Genomic DNA, 16,393 nt, shown 5'->3' with positions numbered 1-16,393 from the left:
GGGAACGGCGATATCCTCGCCGAAGGAGGGCGCGCCAGGGCCGCGTGCCCGAACAGTGCGCTTGAAGCAATCTTCGACCGCAGCGGTCGGCTACAGAGGTTCCAGCCGGTATTTCGCGAGCAGCTGCTGTGCGGCGTCGCGGTCGATCTCCGCCGGCCTTTGGAAGATCGACATGTTGTTGGCACGCGCGATTTCCCGCGCGACCGTCCGCACGGAATGGTAGTGGGGACGGTTCTCGAAGTCGTGAATAGCGATGAAGGCTCCCGGCGCGGCGTGAAGCACGCACTGCACGAAGCAAGCCACGCGAAACCGGCCGTCGACGAAGTACAAGTCCGCCGTCTTGCTTTCCGGACGCTCCCAGATGCGTTCGTGATAGTCCGGCCAGGAGCTCTCCCTGTCCTTGTCCACCGGATAGCCCCACTCGCGCAGCTTGCCGATATCGACGTGCAGCAGCTGCGGCCTGGTGCTCGCACCGCTCGTGGCTTCGCCAACCTTTGAGAGCCATTCCGAGGAGGAATCGATGGAAATGACCCACTCCTTCCTGGTTTGACAGGCGAGCCAGGTGCTTCCGCCCGACCCGAACTCCAGATAGCGCGTCGAGAGATCCACGAAGCTTTTGAACAATGTCTGTTCCTGACCGTCCATTGCGATGTTCATGGCGGGATCCCTTGGTTTCTCGATTTGTTGTCTGGCGGGCGGTCGCCAATCCACCGTCGGAAGGCGGTCGCGGCTCGTCAAGCCGCGATGATATCCGGTTGAATCGTCATCGGGCTTCTCGGCTTCCGGTTGGCTATCCACGCCGACGGCTTGGAGAGAGCGGCGATTACTGGTTCAGCCCGACGCGCTCCACCTTGTAGCCGCGCTCCAGGATCGCGCGCCACCAGGGTTGCTCGTCGACATACCAGCGCACCGTCTTGGCGATGCCGGTCTCGAAATTCTCCTCGGCACGCCAGCCGAGCTCGGTTTCGAGCTTGGTGGCGTCGATGGCGTAGCGGCGGTCGTGGCCGGGCCGGTCGGCGACGAAATTGATCAGCTGGCGCCGCGGGCCCGCCGCAGCCGGCATGACGTCGTCGAGCAGGTCGCAGATGCTTTCCACGACGTGCAGGTTGGTGCGCTCGTTGCGGCCGCCGACATTGTAGGTCTCGCCGACCTCGCCGCGCTCCAGCACCAGGGTCAGCGCCTTGGCGTGATCCTCGACGAACAGCCAGTCGCGAATGTTCTGGCCGTCGCCATAGACCGGCAGCGGCTCGCCGGCGAGCCCCTTGATGATCATGTGCGGGATCAGCTTCTCCGGGAAGTGATAGGGACCGTAATTGTTGGAGCAGTTGGTCACCAGGGTCGGCAGCTCATAGGTCTCGCGCCAGGCGCGTACCAGATGATCTGATGATGCCTTGCTGGCCGAATAGGGCGAGTTCGGCGCATAGGCCGTGGTCTCGGTGAACAGGCCTTCGTCGCCGAGTGACCCGAACACCTCGTCGGTCGAGATATGCAGGAACCGGAACTGGTCGCGCTTCTCGGGCGAGAGCGTGCGCCAGTGGCGCAGCGCCTCCTGCAGGATCGTGAAGGTGCCGACGATGTTGGTCTGGATGAATTCGCCGGGGCCATCGATCGAGCGGTCGACATGGCTTTCTGCGGCGAGATTCATCACGGCATCGGGCTGATACTTCTCGAACAGCCGGCGCAGCACCTGTGCCTCGCAGATGCAGGCCTTTTCGAAGGTGTAGTTCAGGCTCTCGGTCGAGCCGGGCAGGGAGGCCAGGTTTGCCGCATAGGTCAGCTTGTCGATGTTGACGACGCGGGCGTGGGTGTCTCGCAGCAGGTGCCGGACCACGGCGGAGCCGATGAAGCCGGCGCCGCCGGTGACGAAGATCGTCGATCCCTTAAACCGCATGTCTGAATACCTCGGCTGTGCGGGGCTGGCCCTGGAACGAGCGGTAGACCGACAGCAGATACTCGCCGTAGCTGCTCTTGGCGGTCTTCTGTGCCACCCTCGCGAAGGCTTCCAGCGAGATGTAACCCTGGCGCAGCGCGATCTCCTCGGGGCAGGCGATGCGCAGCCCCTGCCGCTGCTCGAGGATCTGGACGAAATGGCTGGCCTCGACCAGCGAGGAATGGGTGCCGGTGTCGAGCCAGGCGAAGCCGCGGCCGAGCACCTCGACATAGAGGTCGCCGCGCTCGAGATAGGCCTTGTTGACGTCGGTGATCTCGATCTCGCCGCGCGGCGACGGCTTGATGCCGGCGGCGATATCGACCACGTCGTTGTCGTAGAAGTAGAGACCGGTGACCGCGACGTTGGACTTCGGCCGTTTCGGCTTCTCCTCGATCGACAGCGCCCGTCCGGTGCCGTCCAGCTCGATCACGCCGTACTGTTCCGGCGCGTTGACGACGTAGCCGAACACGGTGGCGCCCTTCTTGCGGACCGAGGCGGCCGACAGCATGCTCGGCAGGCCGTGGCCGTAGAAAATGTTATCACCTAACACAAGCGCGACCGAGTCATCGCCGATGAAGTCGCGTCCGACGATGAAGGCGTCGGCGAGGCCCCGCGGGGTCTCCTGGGTGGCATAGGCGAACCGGACGCCCATCTCGCTGCCGTCGCCGAGCAGGCGCTGGAACAGCGGCTTGTCCTGCGGTGTGGAGATGATCAGGATATCGCGGATTCCACCCAGCATCAGCGTCGACAGCGGATAGTAGATCATCGGCTTGTCGAACACGGGCAGCAGCTGCTTGGAGACGACGGTCGTCACGGGGTAGAGACGCGAGCCGGTGCCACCGGCAAGGATAATGCCTTTCATGGTCCCTCACAGTTTGATTATCAAAACATAACATATAGCGTGCGCCGCACAAGTTTGTTATGAGGTGAGAATTAACATTTTGGGCGCGTCAAACTGGAACAAATGTTAAATGAACGTCATCAAGACCGAGCTTCCTGAAGTTCTGATCGTCGAGCCGAAGCTGTTCGGCGACCAGCGCGGCTTCTTCCTCGAGACCTACCAGTCGCCCCGTTATGTCGAGCACGGCATCACGCGCCCCTTCGTGCAGGACAACATGTCCCGCTCGGCCTATGGGGTGCTGCGCGGGCTGCACCTGCAGAACCCGGTCACCCAGGGCAAGCTCGTCTCCGTGCTGCGCGGCAAGGTGCTGGACGTCGCCGTCGACGTGCGTGTCGGCAGCCCGAACTTCGGCAGGCATGTCGCGGTCGAACTGAGCGAGGACAACCGCCGTCAGCTATGGGTGCCGCGCGGCTTTGCCCACGGCTTCGTGGTGCTCTCGGAAACCGCCGACTTCTTCTACAAATGCGATGACTTCTACAGCCCCAAGGACGAGCTCTCGATCCGGTGGAACGATCCGGCGATCGGGATCAAATGGGGCGTCGATAAGCCGCAACTGTCGGCCAAGGATGCGGATGCGCCGCTCCTCGCCGACGCCAGCAATCTCCCGACCTATGGAAAAATCTGATGCGTATTCTCTTGACGGGAACGCGTGGCCAGGTTGGCAGTGCGCTCAAGCCCGTGCTGGAAGGCCACGGCACCCTCATCGCGCCGCCGACCGCGGAGTTCGATCTGTCGAAGCCGGAGATGTTGACGGGCGAGCTTGAGAGACTGAAGCCCGATCTCATCATCAATCCGGCCGCCTATACGGCCGTCGATCGCGCCGAGGACGAGCGCGAGCTGGCTTTCCTGGTCAACGCCAGGGGACCCGAAGCGCTGGCAAAATGGGCGGCAGCGAACCGCGTGCCGCTGGTGCATTTCTCCACGGACTACGTTTTCAATGGTTCAGGCGACCGGTCGTGGCGCGAGGACAGCCCGACCGAACCGTTGTCGGCTTACGGCGCGAGCAAGCTTGCCGGTGATCTCGCGATCCAGGCGGCCGGCGGGGCGCATCTGATCGCGCGCACCTCCTGGGTCTATGCCGCAAAGGGCACGAATTTCCTGCGGACCATCGCGCGGCTTGCCGGCGAGCGTAAGGAGCTGCGGATCGTGGCCGATCAAATCGGCGCGCCAACGACGGCACAGGCGATTGCGAGCGCGGTCGCCGGGATCGTCCTGCCGAACATCGCCACGCTGCACGATCAGCTCGCGCGCCGGGGCGGTGTCGTCAATCTCGTTTGCGCCGGCGAAACCAGCTGGCATGGCTTTGCAACCGCCATTGTCGGCGGGCTGAGGTCGCGTGGCGTCACGCTGGCGGTCGACAACATCGTGCCGATTGCCACGGCCGATTTCCCGACCAAGGCGGTGCGTCCGGGCAATTCGCGGCTGGACTTGACGCGGCTGAAGGCACAGTTCGGGGTCACGATGCCGACGTGGCAGGAAGCGCTCGCACGCGAGCTGGACGCATACGTCCAGCTCGTCGCGCCCGCCCACGCCTGAAGCGGGATGAGTTTTGGTTGAATCGGCTTGGCGCGGTCTCGGTTCACCTCTCCCCATTGGGGAGAGGTCGGATTGCTCTCGGCGATGCGAAGCATCGTCCGGGACAATCCGGGTGAGGGCTCTTGCTCTCTCGGTAGACCGTAACCCCTCACCTGATTTGCTACGCAAATCGACCTCTCCCAAGGGAGAGGTGAGCTTTCGACGCCGTTCCAGCTCAACTCAATCTCATTATGCTCTGGAGCTCAGAATGTAATGCGGCGTCCCCGCGCCAAACACGCGGCGTTTGCGCTGGGCCGATGCTGAGACAACAAGCAAAAAGCGCGATGAGGATTCAACCTCATCGCGCTTTGGAATTACACGGCGCCGGCACGGCGCTTAGCGCGGCCGGCCGATGCTATCGTAGGTGAAGCCGTGCGCGGCCATCTCGTCCGGCCGGTAGATGTTGCGCAGGTCGACGACGACAGGATGCTTCATTTCCTGCTTGATGCGCTTCAGATCGAGCGCGCGAAACTGGCGCCACTCGGTCACGATCACCAGCGCATCCGCCTGGCGGGCGCATTCATAGGCGTCCTTGCAGTACTCGATCTCGGGCAATTCCTTGCGCGCCTGCTCCATGCCGACCGGATCGTAGGCGCGAACCTTGGCGCCGAAATCGATCAGGCCGTTGATCAGCGGGATCGACGGTGCCTCGCGCATATCGTCGGTATCGGGTTTGAAGGTCAGGCCGAGCACGCCGATCGTCTTGCCGCGCAGCTCTCCGCCGAGCACGTTGGCGACCTTGCGTGCCATCGCACGCTTGCGGTTGTCGTTCGCGGTCAGCGTGGCCTCGACGATCTTCAGCTGGACGTCGTGATCGAGCGCCGTCTTGAACAAGGCGCGGGTATCCTTCGGGAAACATGAGCCGCCATAGCCTGCGCCGGCATGCAGGAACTTGGTTCCGATCCGGTTGTCGAGCCCGATGCCGCGCGCGACCTCCTGTACGTTCGCCCCGACCTTTTCGGAGAGATCGGCGATCTCGTTGATGAAGGTGATCTTGGTGGCGAGGAAGGCATTCGCGGCGTATTTGATCAACTCCGCCGTGCGTCGTGCGGTATAGAGGATCGGCGCCTGGTTCAGGTAGAGCGGGCGATAGACTTCGCCCATCACCCTCTTGGCCCGATCGTCCTCGGTGCCGACGACGATCCGGTCGGGATGGCGAAAATCCTGGATCGCGGCGCCTTCGCGCAGGAATTCGGGGTTCGAAGCAACCGCGAAATCCGCGTCGGGACGGGTCTCGCGGATCAGGCGTTCCACCTCGTCGCCGGTGCCGACGGGCACCGTCGACTTTGTCACCACCACGGTGAACTTCTTGAGCGCTGCGCCGATCTCGCGGGCGGCAGCATAGACGTAGCTCAGGTCCGCATGGCCGTCGCCGCGCCGCGAGGGTGTTCCCACCGCGATGAAGACGGCATCGGCGTCGCCGACGGCGCCGGCCAGCTCCGTCGTGAAGGTCAGCCGTCCGGCGGCGGTATTGGTCTCGACGAGCTTGTCGAGGTCGGTTTCATAGATCGGGATCTTGCCCCGCTTCAGGGCTTCGATCTTGCCGGCGTCCTTGTCGACACACACGACCTGATGGCCGAAATCGGCAAAACACGCTCCGGACACGAGACCAACATATCCCGTTCCAACCATTGCAATCTTCATGAATCCGCTCGTCGATCAGTGTGGAGAGGAGGAGTTAGCACTAGCACAATTGGCGCCGATAACGCCAAGTTTTATAACGTATCAATTGTGTTGGAGCTCGGCGGCTTTTTGTGCAAGCGGTGATCGCCTCAGTGCAGGTGAGTGCCTGCTAATCACCTTGGGCGCGCCATGGACACATTCTCAACTTGAAATCGACCGACAATCGAGCCGCCGTTTTGAGGGGTGGACATGAGCACGAAGACGATTGGCAAGCAGAGGCCCTCAGGAGCTGAATACGCGTCGCTGCAAACGCAATTCTCCAGATACGATCGCACCACGTTTTCTGGATTTGTTTATGACCGCGCCGATCCTACCCGACGCTACGCCGTCGAACTGCTGGTCGACGGCGAGCCATACATGTCATCATTGTGTGACGAGTTTGTAACAGAGCTTGCTGACGCCGGAATCGGCGACGGTCGGTTTGGCTTTACGTTCAACGTGCAGGATGAGGTCAGCTCGAACGCTGCGATCATCGAGGCAAGACTGGCGAATATCGGAAGTCCGGTCGGTGCCCCAATTCGCTGCGACGTCGCCGCACCGGAAGCGCAGTGGCACCGAATCGGCGATATTGAATGGGCCGGAGGCTTGCGCTTCGAGGGCTGGCTCTCGCACGACGTCGACGAAGACATCGAGATCCTGATCGCGCAACGGCCGGTGATGACCGTGAAGCCGACCGGGTGGACCAACGTTGCGCGTGGCAGCGAATTCGGCATCGGCCGCCGGATCGACTTTCATCTGCCCGAGCATTTTGCCGACGGTCGCGTGCGCAGGCTGTCGGCGCGGACAGTTTCGGGACGGAGCCTGATCTCGGAGCCGGTTGCATTCGTCGCTTTCGAGCGCGGCCTGGAGCAAACCATCGCGGAGCTCGGACGCTGGGATAGCGAGCGGCTGCGCGGACAATTGTTCGATCAGCTTTTGCCTGCCTCGGTGCCGTTTCACAGCTATCGCAGCTGGAAAGAGCGCTTCTCGCCGACAGCACCGTCTGATGTTCCGTCCGAGGCCGCGGTCGTCCTGATCGGGGATGCAAGGGTGGACGAAAGCATCGAGAGCCTCGAAGCCCAGCGGCACCCGGCCTGGTCGGCGGTGTCTCTGCCGGCCCGCGGGTTCAGTCAGTTCGATCTGAAAGCTGCGCGCGAGTTCGTCGACGGCGATGCCGCCAACAGCGCGTTCTTCGTCTTCTGTCTGAGCGGGACGATCCTGGCGGAAGATGCCTTGCAGCGCTTCGCCGATGTGTTCGCGTCCGAGCCCGGTTGCGAGCTCGTCTATGGCGACGTCGAGGTCGCGGCCGGCGCCGGCGCGGTCTGGCCGCTGGCGTTTTCGGCATTCGATCGCGAACGTGCGCTCGAGCAGGGCTATGGATCGTATTGCTTTGCGGTGCGCCGGGAACGTGCCGAGGAGGCGCTTCGATCGGCGACGTCGCTCTACGACATCTTCATTGGGTGCGTGGATGCTGAGCGAACCTATCATCTGCCGGGATCTGTTGCGGCGTTGCCGCGAATTGATGCGTCCGTCGCAACCGCCGAACTTGTCGCTGCAAGCAAGGCGTATTTTGCCAGGACTGGCGTCGAGGCGAATGTCGAGCCGCGGAAAGCGGGGCTTCTTCCAGCTGTGCGGGTCAAGCGCGCCGTCGATTGGAACGAGCGCACCACCATCATCATCCCGACCAGAAACCGCGCCGAACTCCTCAAGCGCTGTATCGAGACGGTCCTGCCGGCCGCACATGAGACCAATGCCCGGATTCTCGTCGTCGACAACAGCTCGAGCGAGCCGGAAGCGCTGGCCTATCTCGAGGGTCTTTCAGCGGACGAAATCGACGTCATTTCGGTCGAAGGGCCCTTCAACTTCGCATCCATCAACAACGCCGCCGTCGATTGCGTCGACACGGAGAACATCTGCTTCCTCAACAACGACGTCCAGGCGCTCGACGACGGCTGGCTGGCGGAGATGCTGTGGCGGCTCTCCGCTCCCGATGTCGGAGCCGTCGGCGCAAAGCTGCTCTGGCCGAGCAGCGTCGTGCAGCATGGCGGGGTGGTGCTGGGGGCGAATTTCTCCGCTGCGCATGCCTTCAACGACCGGATGGATGGTGATCCCGGCTACGGCGATCTGCTCCAGGTGGCGCACGAATGTTCGGCGGTGACGGCCGCGTGCCTCTTGATGCGCAAGCGCGATTTCGTGGCCGTAGGCGGCATGGATGAGGTCCGCTTTCCGATCAGTTTCAACGATATCGATCTGTGCCTGAAGCTGCGCCAGCTCGGAAAGCGGATCGTATTCACGCCGGACGCGAAACTCGTTCACCTGGAGTCGGCAAGCCGGGGCCGCGATTCCGCGCCGGACCGCAAAGCACGCTTCGGGCGCGAGCTGGCGATGCTGCGCGCGAAGTGGGGCGAGGTGCTGCTCGACGATCCCTATTACAGCCCGCTGCTCGGGCTGGACTCGACGCCGTTTTCTTCGCTTGCATGGCCGCCGCGGTCATGGAAGCCGCGCGCCAACCTCCCGCCTGTGCCGACTGCTCCTCCGATCGGGATGTAACTGCGCATCTTCGACCACCCAATCGAGGACGGCGGCAACCGTTTCATCCGCGTCAAAGCCGGGCTGCAGCTTCAGGTCGGTCTTTCGGCTACGTCCCGGCGGTGTCGGAAGCCATTCCGTCGCGGCGGCCGGCAATCCGGTCGCCAGCAGCGCATCCACCAGCGGATGCCCGAATGCCGGTTCGCCGATGTCGAGAACCAGTTTCGTGATGCCGTGACCTTCGATGAGTGTCGCGACGTCGTCGACGACGATTTCGCCGGTGACCATGACATTCGTCCGCTGCATCAGCTTGAGATCGTCGACGGTGGTGCCGAGCACGATGATCTCGGCGTCTGCATGGGCGTTGGCGATTTGATCGCTGAGGGCTCTCACGAAGCGAAATTCCGCCGCGCTGCCGCGCAGGGCAAGCAGGCCGAGACGCGCCGGGCCGCTCGCGGCAGGATGCCGCGCCGGCCGCACCAGCGGGTCGCTCGGCCTGACCACTTGCAGGCCGAGAACCGAGACCGAAAAGGCTGCTCCCTCTTCGCCGATCGCAATCACGCCTCGGGCCCCTTCGACGAGACCGGTCCAGTCCGGATGGAGGCCGGATCCAATCGCTGCGCACTCGGCAAGTCTAGTGTCGGTGATCAGGAGCTCGTAGGCGAAATGTTGCGTGAGCTGCGCGAGACATGCGCCGGGGATGCGGTTCGGTTCCGAAATCTCGAGCGAGCGGAGTCGGAGATCGGTGAGAAACCTCAGAAGGGCCTCGCGGCCCTCAGTTGTCGCAACGTCGAGTGCGATCGACTGCGGGGCTCCGCCATCCGGAGCGAAGATCGCAGCCAGCTGGCGTCGTCCCTCGGCGCGGAAGTGAACGATCAGACCGCGCTTGTCTTCCGCCGCAAGCTGCCTGCACCGCCTGATGGCAATCTCGCGGCCAACGGCGGAGCCGCAGAGGATGACGTGCGGGCTGGCGGCGCGCTGTTGGTTGGACAGCAGCTTGAGCTCTAACGCCGCGCGGCAATCGCGCAGCGGATCGGCAAGCAGGAACGCCGCGCACTCCGTCGCATAGCGCCGGTAACGGTGTTCGAGCACGCGAAGATTGCGCAGCACCAGAGAACGCTTCTCGCCGAGAAACGAGCGCGAACCTTCGTGTCCGACAAAGACCGACGGGATGCACACATTGCGGAAGCCGGCCTCCGCGGCGCGCAGGCAGAAGTCGACGTCTTCAAGATAGCCGCGATAGAAGTCGTCGGAGAGCTCATGCACGGCGTCGAGGCATTCGCGGGTGATGTAGAGGCAGAACCCGATGCCGTTGGGAATGTCGATGGCGATCCCGGAATTCGCCGTGCCGGCAAGTTCGTCCAGCAGTTCCAGCTCGTGGGGCGAGGGCAGGGGATTCGACCGGTTCGGAACTGGAAAGCTGGTATATTCGCCGTTGTTCGACAGCGGGGTCGCCGTGCCCACGCGCGGCGTCGATTGCACGGCGCTTCGCAAGCGTTGCAGCGCGTGTTTCGGCACCGTCGTATCCGAGTTCAGCAGCACGACGTCGCCGGTATCGGTCTCGGCAAGCGCCCGGTTGACCGCGCCGACAAAGCCCAGATTGTGCGCGTTGGTCAGGAGCCGGATGCGCTGCTCGGAAGCCAGTTCGCCGAGCAGGCGCTTGATGTCGGGCTCGGGCGACGCGTCATCGACGGCAACGATGGTCGCGCCCAGCGTACAGGCCACGGCCGTCAATGCGCTCTCGATGCAGGCACGCGTCGCGGCCAGATCCCGGTACACCGGGATGATGATGGTCAGCGGCGGAGTTTCGGCGCTCTCTGCGCGAAGCGGCCGTTGTGGCGCGTCGCGGCGATCCGGCGCGCGGTTGGCCGGGAGCTGAACGCTCGCGATGACGCGGCCAGCTTGAGCTATCTGGAGGCGTTGCGAGGCGGCGGACGCCGGCCGCATCAGGCGGAAGCTCGCAGCACGTCGCCCATTGAGCGCAAACCTGTGACGGGGATCGGCGGGAAGCTGGACGGTGCTGGATTGATCCGCCTGCGCCAGTGAAAGGTGCGGGTCGTCAGCGCCTCGCCACGTCACCCATCCCTTCACTTCCTCATCCAGGAAATCGATACGGGCGCAGCTGTCCTGACCGCTCTGCTCGAGCAGCAGGAGAGCGCTCCTGACTGAATCCGGATCGTCATCGCGCCGCGCGACGCTTCGTGCGGCTTCGATCTGCGCAAGGCCGTCGCCCCAAGCCATCATTCGCCGCGCGGCGGCAAGATCGTCCGGTTCGAGTTCGAGCGCCTTGGCTACGCTGGCGACAGCCGCTTCCTTCAGATCGAGGCGAAACAGCGCTTCTGCGCGCAGCAGGTGGGCGCGGGCGCCCGGATGCGGCAGGATTCGGCAGCGGCGGTCGGCGAGCGCGAATGCACGACGGAAATCACGTGCCTCGAGCGCTGCAACTGCGGCTCGCTCGAGATCGACGTGGTGGAGCGCTCTGGACGTAAAGGCGATCCTGCGCGCGCCGGCGGTCAAATGTCGCTCTTGTCTGCCCGCATGATCAGCCCGCCGTCTTGACGGCGTTCTGCCGGCTCCGGAATACGCGTACCCGTCCCTCGAGGCGCGGTGCCTCCTGGCGCGGCATCGGGGGGGCGGGTTCGGTGTGCCTCGGCTGCCGGGGCGCGAGGGGCGCAGCCTGCGCCCGGTGCTCTTCGAGACTGAGCTTGAGGCCCACCAGGGGTTCCCGGCCTGAAGGGCCCGATACCACAATCCGGTTTCCGGTCACGCGCAGGGCGGGAGCCCCCAGGAAGATGGTTTCGGCGGCGATGGCGTAGCGATCCGCGCCGGGGCCCGTGGCTTCCAGCGAGAACCCCGTGATGGCCAGCGCGCGTCCCCGGGTTCCGGCAAAGGTTCCGAGCGGAACGAACTGGTTGTCGCCGCGCTGCGGCCTGGCGAACTTGACCGCATATTGCAGGTTGAGATCGTAGGGCTTGTTCGGCCATTCGAGGGAAATTCCCTCGATTCGGGCCGGCGCGGCCGGTCCGGCAATCCACGTATTCGGGCCGACCGTCACGTCACCCAAACCCGCGACATGCGCGAGCAGCTTGAGGGCGCTCAGTTCGTCAGGGCCGGCCTCGGGCTCGTAGGTGTCGAATGGCCGGCTGGCGGGCTGACCGATCGGCTGCACGGCCGGTTGTCCCTGGCTCAGCGGTTCGATCTTGATATTGGCGGCGGTCGAGCCGCCGGCGCGCCCTGCCGTGACCTCGACGATCAGGCGGCTTGGCCGGGCCACCGACACGACCAGCGCGGTCTCGGGCGCAAACAGGGTTCCATTGGCCGCGTCGGGGCCGGTAATGATGTTACAATTGTTAAGGCTCGCGCGATCCGCATAGACGCGCACCACCGGAGGTGATGTCTTGTCTTCCGCGCCATTGTACCGAACCAGGAAAAGACCCCGTGCCAGGTCAATGGTTTTCTGCTGAATCTGTTCGTTCATGGTCGCCTGCGAGCCTAACGGAATGGGTCGATATTTCTCTCACACAGTGTGCCCCAAAAATTGGTGTGATAGAAGGGGGCTTAATGTTAATCCGGTGAGATAGTTCGCACGTGCATATCGAAGACACCCTGCCGGTCATGATATCGACCTTGACCCCAATCGAAGACCGCGCGGCCGGGGGGCGCGCCCGCCCGCCAATGAACGTCCTCTTCGTCCACAACAACTTTCCAGCCCAGTACCGCCACATCGCGCGTGCGCTCGCGGAACAGCCCGGAAACAAGGTCGTTGCGGTCGGTTCATCGACCGCGAGCACGACGCGGGATATCCGGCTGCTGAAATATTCGACGACCAAGTCGGACTCCGCGATGGTCCATCCCTTTGCCCGCCGCTTCGATGTCGAGGCGCGGCGTGCCGAAGAGGTCCTGTATGCGCTGTCGTCGCTGTCGGGGCAGGGCTTCGTGCCCGACCTGATCTTCGCGCATCCCGGTTGGGGTGAGACGCTGCCGCTGCGCACGATGTTTCCGAAAGCGCGGATCATCCTCTATTGCGAATTCTACTACGGCGCCGAGGGCCGGGACGTCGGCTTCGATCCCGAGTTTCCGATGACGGGCCTCGACGGCAATGTCGCGCTGCATCTGAAGAACGCGACGACGCTGCTGGCGCTCACGGAATGCGATTCCGGCGTTTCGCCGACGCCATGGCAGAGGTCGACCTTTCCCCGCGAGTTTCAGAGCAAGATCGAGGTCATCCACGAGGGCGTCGACACCGACGAGGTGAAGCCCAATCCCGTCGCCAGGTTTCAGCTTCCGAACGGCGCGTCAGTGTCGGCGGACGACGAGGTGATCACCTACGTCTCGCGCAATTTGGAGCCGGTGCGCGGATTCCATGTCTTCATGCGATCGCTGCCGAGGATATTGGCTGCGCGGCCGAATGCGCAGGTGGTGATCGTCGGCGGGAGCGGGACATCCTACGGCGCGAATCCGCCGAAGGGCTCGAGCTGGAAGTCGATGTTCCTGGACGAAATCAGATCGGACATCGACCTGCGCCGCGTGCATTTCCTCGGCCGGATTCCCCGGGAGCAGTATCTCGCGCTGCTGCAGATCTCCTCGGTGCACGTCTATCTGACCTATCCCTTCGTGCTGTCATGGTCGCTGCTGGAGGCCATGAGTGCGGGATGTGCGGTGGTGGCATCCGACACGGCTCCGCTTCGCGATATCATCTCGGACGGCAACGGTCTGCTCGCGCCGTTTTTTGATACTGATGCGTTGTCGGATCAGGTAGTCTCGGTGCTGTCACGGCCGAAAGCCTTCAAGAAGATGCGGATGAAGGCGAGGAGCTTTGTGCGAGACAATTACGACGCAAAGCGGGTCTGTCTGCCCCGGATGCTGACGCTCGTCGATGAAGGTGTCCTCCCGCGTACGCACGGGTGATAACGCCAGGAGCTAGCGATGCCGCTTGTCATCTCGGTTGCACAGCGCAAGGGCGGGGTCGGAAAGACGACCCTCGCGGTTTTGCTGGCTGCAGAACTGGATCGGCGTACGGGCTTGGTGGGACTGGTCGACGCCGACTCCCAGGCGTCCGCCTGCCACTGGGCCGAGCCCGGCAACCTGTCGTTCCCCGTCTACCAGCTTGATCCGGAAACCCGGCCGGTTGCCGAATGGGCCAGGTTGATGCGCCAGATTCCGCATCAGATCATCGTCGTGGATTCCGCGCCCAACGACCGGGTGCTGGGCGCCGTGCTCGCGGTGGCCAATATCGTTCTGATGCCCTGTACGCCGTCCGGCCTCGACATCGAGGCCACCGCAAGGACGCTCGACATCGTGCGTGAGGTGCGCGCGACGCGGCGAACCGCGCTCCGTGCCATGATCGTGCCGAACCGTGTCGACCAGCGCACGCTCGAGGGCCAGCAGCTGATCGAGGAGCTGGATACGCTCGACGAAGAGATCGGGCCGATGATCGGAAGCCGCTCGGCCTATGTTCGCGCCGTCGCGCTGGGACAATCGGTTGCCGATTTCGCCGGCGGTACGCCCGCTGATATCGAGATCAAGACGCTCGCCGATCTCGTCATGAGCTGGTGCGGGATCGCACCCCGGCAGCGCGTGACGGTCTAGATTTCCGGCTGCCTCACATCAGGCTAACCATGCCTGCATGGCAACAACAAATCCTGCACCGCAGCTGCCGCTTCATCTGACGGCGGCATCCTCCGAAACCGCAGGAAAAATGGCCGGGAAGCGCGATGGAGTCGCGATTCGTTGGCCGGCACGTGCGTCATCATTCGGCAACCGAAAGGCTCGCCGACGCGGGGACCTTGCTTGGTTAACGTATTGCTCGCGCGCATCTGAGCATTTGAGGAAAATGCCGCCGCGCGCTTGAGCCTAAGCTCAAGACATTTCCCGTACATGCTTCCCGTCACGGTGGGGAGGGAAGAATGTACAACGTCAAGAGAGTGATGGCCTTGCTTCTGGCCATCGTCGCGCTCGGGACCAGCGCGCAGCACACCCAGGCTGCAATGATCGGCTCGCCGCTGCCGCTGCGCGGCATGGTCGAGAAGATCCGCTTCAGCGAGCCGACGCTGGCGCCGATGGCCTACGTCATGTTCTGCATGCGCTATGCCGACGAATGCAAGCAGAAGCCGCGCGTCCGCATGGTGTTCCGCGGCGGCGCCACACGTCTCACCAAGCAGCGCATGGCCGACCTGATCGAGGTCAATGCCTCGGTCAATCGCAGCATCGCGCCACAGCGCAACGAGCGCGGCCTCGCCGGCGAGGAATGGCTGATCAATCCGGCGCGCGGCGACTGCAACGACTACGCGGTCAGCAAGCGCCATGAGCTGCTGGCGCGCGGCTGGCCGATGCGCAACCTGCTGCTGAGCGAGGTGGTGACCTCCTGGGGCGAGCATCATCTCGTGCTGGTGGTCCGCGCCCAGGGCGGCGATGTCGTGCTCGACAATCTGAACGCGCAGATCCGCAACTGGTCGCAGGCGCGCTATCGCTGGGTCAGGATGCAGACCCCGGCGAGCCCCGATCGCTGGGCCGCCCTCGCACAAGCCGGCGTCTAACATCCGAGTTAGCCGACGCGCCGCTGGGGGCGCGTTGACCGTCGTTGCGGCGCTAAACCCGTTCGGTCTTAACGCTATTCCCATCGTCATTTTGCTGCGCCGGACGGAATGTCGTACCCATGCGATCATTGCGTTGGTTGAGGCGCGGGATCGGTCCGCGCAGGGACGGCATCTTCAATGGCGAGCAGAGGTTCGATCCTCATCACGGGCGGCGCGGGATACATCGGATCCCATTGCGCCAAGGCGGTCGCCGAGGCCGGGTTTCTCCCCGTCGTCTACGACAACCTCTCCACCGGCCATCGCAATTTCGTGCAATGGGGACCGCTCGTGATCGGCGATATCGCCAATCACGACAAGATCACCGACACCATCCGCGAACACAATGCGCTCGCCGTGATGCACTTCGCCGCGTTCAGCGCGGTCGGCGAGTCCGTCGCGGATCCGCAGAAATACTTTGGCAACAACGTTGCCGGCACGCTCGGCCTGCTGCGCGGCATGCGTGAGGCAGGCTGCGATCGCCTGGTGTTTTCCAGCACCGGCGCCGTCTATGGCAATGCCGGCCGCGATCCCATTCCCGAGAGCGCCGCGGGGCCGACCGTCAATCCCTACGGCCGCTCCAAGTTCATGATCGAGCAGATGCTCGATGATTATCGCGCCGCCTATCAGTTCAAATCGGTCTGCCTGCGCTACTTCAATGCCTGCGGCGCCGATGCATCCGGCACCATCGGCGAGCTCCGCGATCCCGAGACGCATTTGATTCCGCGCGCGCTGATGGCGCTGCTCGGACACGTGCCGGACTTTGCGATCTTCGGCGAAGATTATGAGACGCCTGACGGCACCGCGGTGCGCGACTACATCCATGTCGACGATCTCGCCGCCGCCCACATCGCAGCGCTCGAGCTGCTGTTGAAAGGGAGCGCCGGCGGGGTGTTCAACCTCGGCACCGGCACCGGCTATTCGGTGCGCGAGGTGCTCGACGCGATCCGCGCCGAGACCGGTGAAGCGGTGCCGAGCGTGGTGCGCGAACGCAGGGCCGGCGATCCGCCGATCCTGGTCGCCGATCCCTCCAGGTCGCAAAGCGGACTCGGTTTCAAGGCGAGCCGATCGGATATCGGCCACATCATTCGCTCGGCCTGGGCCTGGCACCAGAAGGCGCATCCGCGCCGGCGATAGGGCATGATCCGGAAAAGTGCGAAGCGGTTTTCCGTCGCGACAAACGCGGAACGCGTTTGCCCGGAGATCATGTTCAGAATGGCGGAA

13 protein-coding genes are annotated in these 16,393 nt (G+C 63.8%); 7 read left to right on the top strand and 6 right to left on the bottom strand.

What is annotated here, in order from left to right:
- Window positions 1-90 precede the first annotated feature (90 nt).
- The 3 genes from HAP47_RS27920 to rfbA all read right to left on the bottom strand — a co-directional run bounded on the left by HAP47_RS27920 (window position 91) and on the right by rfbA (window position 2,792).
- Window positions 91-657, bottom strand: a complete 567-nt coding sequence (locus tag HAP47_RS27920) for a hypothetical protein (RefSeq protein WP_231168428.1) — start codon at window positions 655-657, stop codon at window positions 91-93.
- Window positions 658-823: 166 nt separating this feature from the next.
- Window positions 824-1,891 (bottom strand): dTDP-glucose 4,6-dehydratase, encoded by a 1,068-nt coding sequence (rfbB, locus tag HAP47_RS27915; protein ID WP_173641837.1) that lies wholly within the window; start codon window positions 1,889-1,891, stop codon window positions 824-826.
- Window positions 1,881-2,792, bottom strand: coding sequence for a glucose-1-phosphate thymidylyltransferase RfbA (rfbA, locus tag HAP47_RS27910; RefSeq protein ID WP_173641838.1), 912 nt, complete (start codon window positions 2,790-2,792; stop codon window positions 1,881-1,883). The genes rfbB and rfbA overlap by 11 nt, the downstream gene beginning before the upstream one ends.
- Window positions 2,793-2,901: 109 nt before the next feature.
- Between rfbA and rfbC the strand changes: the two genes are divergently transcribed.
- Together rfbC and rfbD are read left to right on the top strand one after the other, a co-directional pair.
- Window positions 2,902-3,456 (top strand): dTDP-4-dehydrorhamnose 3,5-epimerase, encoded by a 555-nt coding sequence (rfbC, locus tag HAP47_RS27905; protein ID WP_173641839.1) that lies wholly within the window; start codon window positions 2,902-2,904, stop codon window positions 3,454-3,456.
- Window positions 3,456-4,367, top strand: a complete 912-nt coding sequence (gene rfbD, locus HAP47_RS27900; RefSeq protein WP_173641840.1) for a dTDP-4-dehydrorhamnose reductase — start codon at window positions 3,456-3,458, stop codon at window positions 4,365-4,367. The genes rfbC and rfbD overlap by 1 nt, the downstream gene beginning before the upstream one ends.
- 375 nt (window positions 4,368-4,742) lie before the next feature.
- Here the strand turns inward: rfbD and HAP47_RS27895 are convergent, their stop codons facing one another.
- The gene (locus HAP47_RS27895; RefSeq protein ID WP_173641841.1) at window positions 4,743-6,050 is read right to left on the bottom strand and encodes a UDP-glucose dehydrogenase family protein; all 1,308 of its coding nucleotides are present in this window, start codon (window positions 6,048-6,050) and stop codon (window positions 4,743-4,745) included.
- Window positions 6,051-6,278: 228 nt separating this feature from the next.
- Here HAP47_RS27895 and HAP47_RS27890 point away from each other — a divergent pair, with 228 nt between their 5' ends.
- Window positions 6,279-8,618, top strand: coding sequence for a glycosyltransferase family 2 protein (locus HAP47_RS27890; protein ID WP_173641842.1), 2,340 nt, complete (start codon window positions 6,279-6,281; stop codon window positions 8,616-8,618).
- On the opposite strand, the gene HAP47_RS27885 is transcribed toward HAP47_RS27890, so the two are convergent.
- Together HAP47_RS27885 and HAP47_RS27880 are read right to left on the bottom strand one after the other, a co-directional pair.
- Window positions 8,559-11,114, bottom strand: coding sequence for a glycosyltransferase family 2 protein (locus tag HAP47_RS27885; RefSeq protein WP_173641843.1), 2,556 nt, complete (start codon window positions 11,112-11,114; stop codon window positions 8,559-8,561). The genes HAP47_RS27890 and HAP47_RS27885 overlap by 60 nt on opposite strands.
- 25 nt (window positions 11,115-11,139) lie before the next feature.
- On the bottom strand, window positions 11,140-12,075 hold the full coding sequence (locus HAP47_RS27880; RefSeq protein WP_231168427.1) for a hypothetical protein: 936 nt from the start codon (window positions 12,073-12,075) through the stop codon (window positions 11,140-11,142).
- Window positions 12,076-12,272: 197 nt separating this feature from the next.
- Between HAP47_RS27880 and HAP47_RS27875 the strand changes: the two genes are divergently transcribed.
- The 4 genes from HAP47_RS27875 to galE all read left to right on the top strand — a co-directional run bounded on the left by HAP47_RS27875 (window position 12,273) and on the right by galE (window position 16,306).
- Window positions 12,273-13,505 (top strand): glycosyltransferase family 4 protein, encoded by a 1,233-nt coding sequence (locus HAP47_RS27875; protein WP_173641844.1) that lies wholly within the window; start codon window positions 12,273-12,275, stop codon window positions 13,503-13,505.
- 18 nt (window positions 13,506-13,523) lie between these two features.
- Window positions 13,524-14,186, top strand: coding sequence for a ParA family protein (locus HAP47_RS27870; protein ID WP_173641845.1), 663 nt, complete (start codon window positions 13,524-13,526; stop codon window positions 14,184-14,186).
- A gap of 317 nt (window positions 14,187-14,503) precedes the next feature.
- On the top strand, window positions 14,504-15,133 hold the full coding sequence (locus HAP47_RS27865; RefSeq protein WP_231168425.1) for a transglutaminase-like cysteine peptidase: 630 nt from the start codon (window positions 14,504-14,506) through the stop codon (window positions 15,131-15,133).
- Between the two features lie 177 nt (window positions 15,134-15,310).
- Window positions 15,311-16,306 carry a UDP-glucose 4-epimerase GalE gene (gene galE / locus HAP47_RS27860; protein ID WP_173641846.1) on the top strand — a complete coding sequence of 332 codons (996 nt, stop codon included), beginning with the start codon at window positions 15,311-15,313 and terminating at the stop codon, window positions 16,304-16,306.
- The last annotated feature ends 87 nt before the right edge of the window (window positions 16,307-16,393 follow it).

The sequence above is a fragment of the Bradyrhizobium sp. 41S5 genome (genome assembly GCF_011516665.3).
Classification (GTDB): domain Bacteria; phylum Pseudomonadota; class Alphaproteobacteria; order Rhizobiales; family Xanthobacteraceae; genus Bradyrhizobium; species Bradyrhizobium quebecense.
Note: the sequence above shows the minus strand (reverse complement) of the source record. Positions and strands in the feature narration are given on the sequence as shown.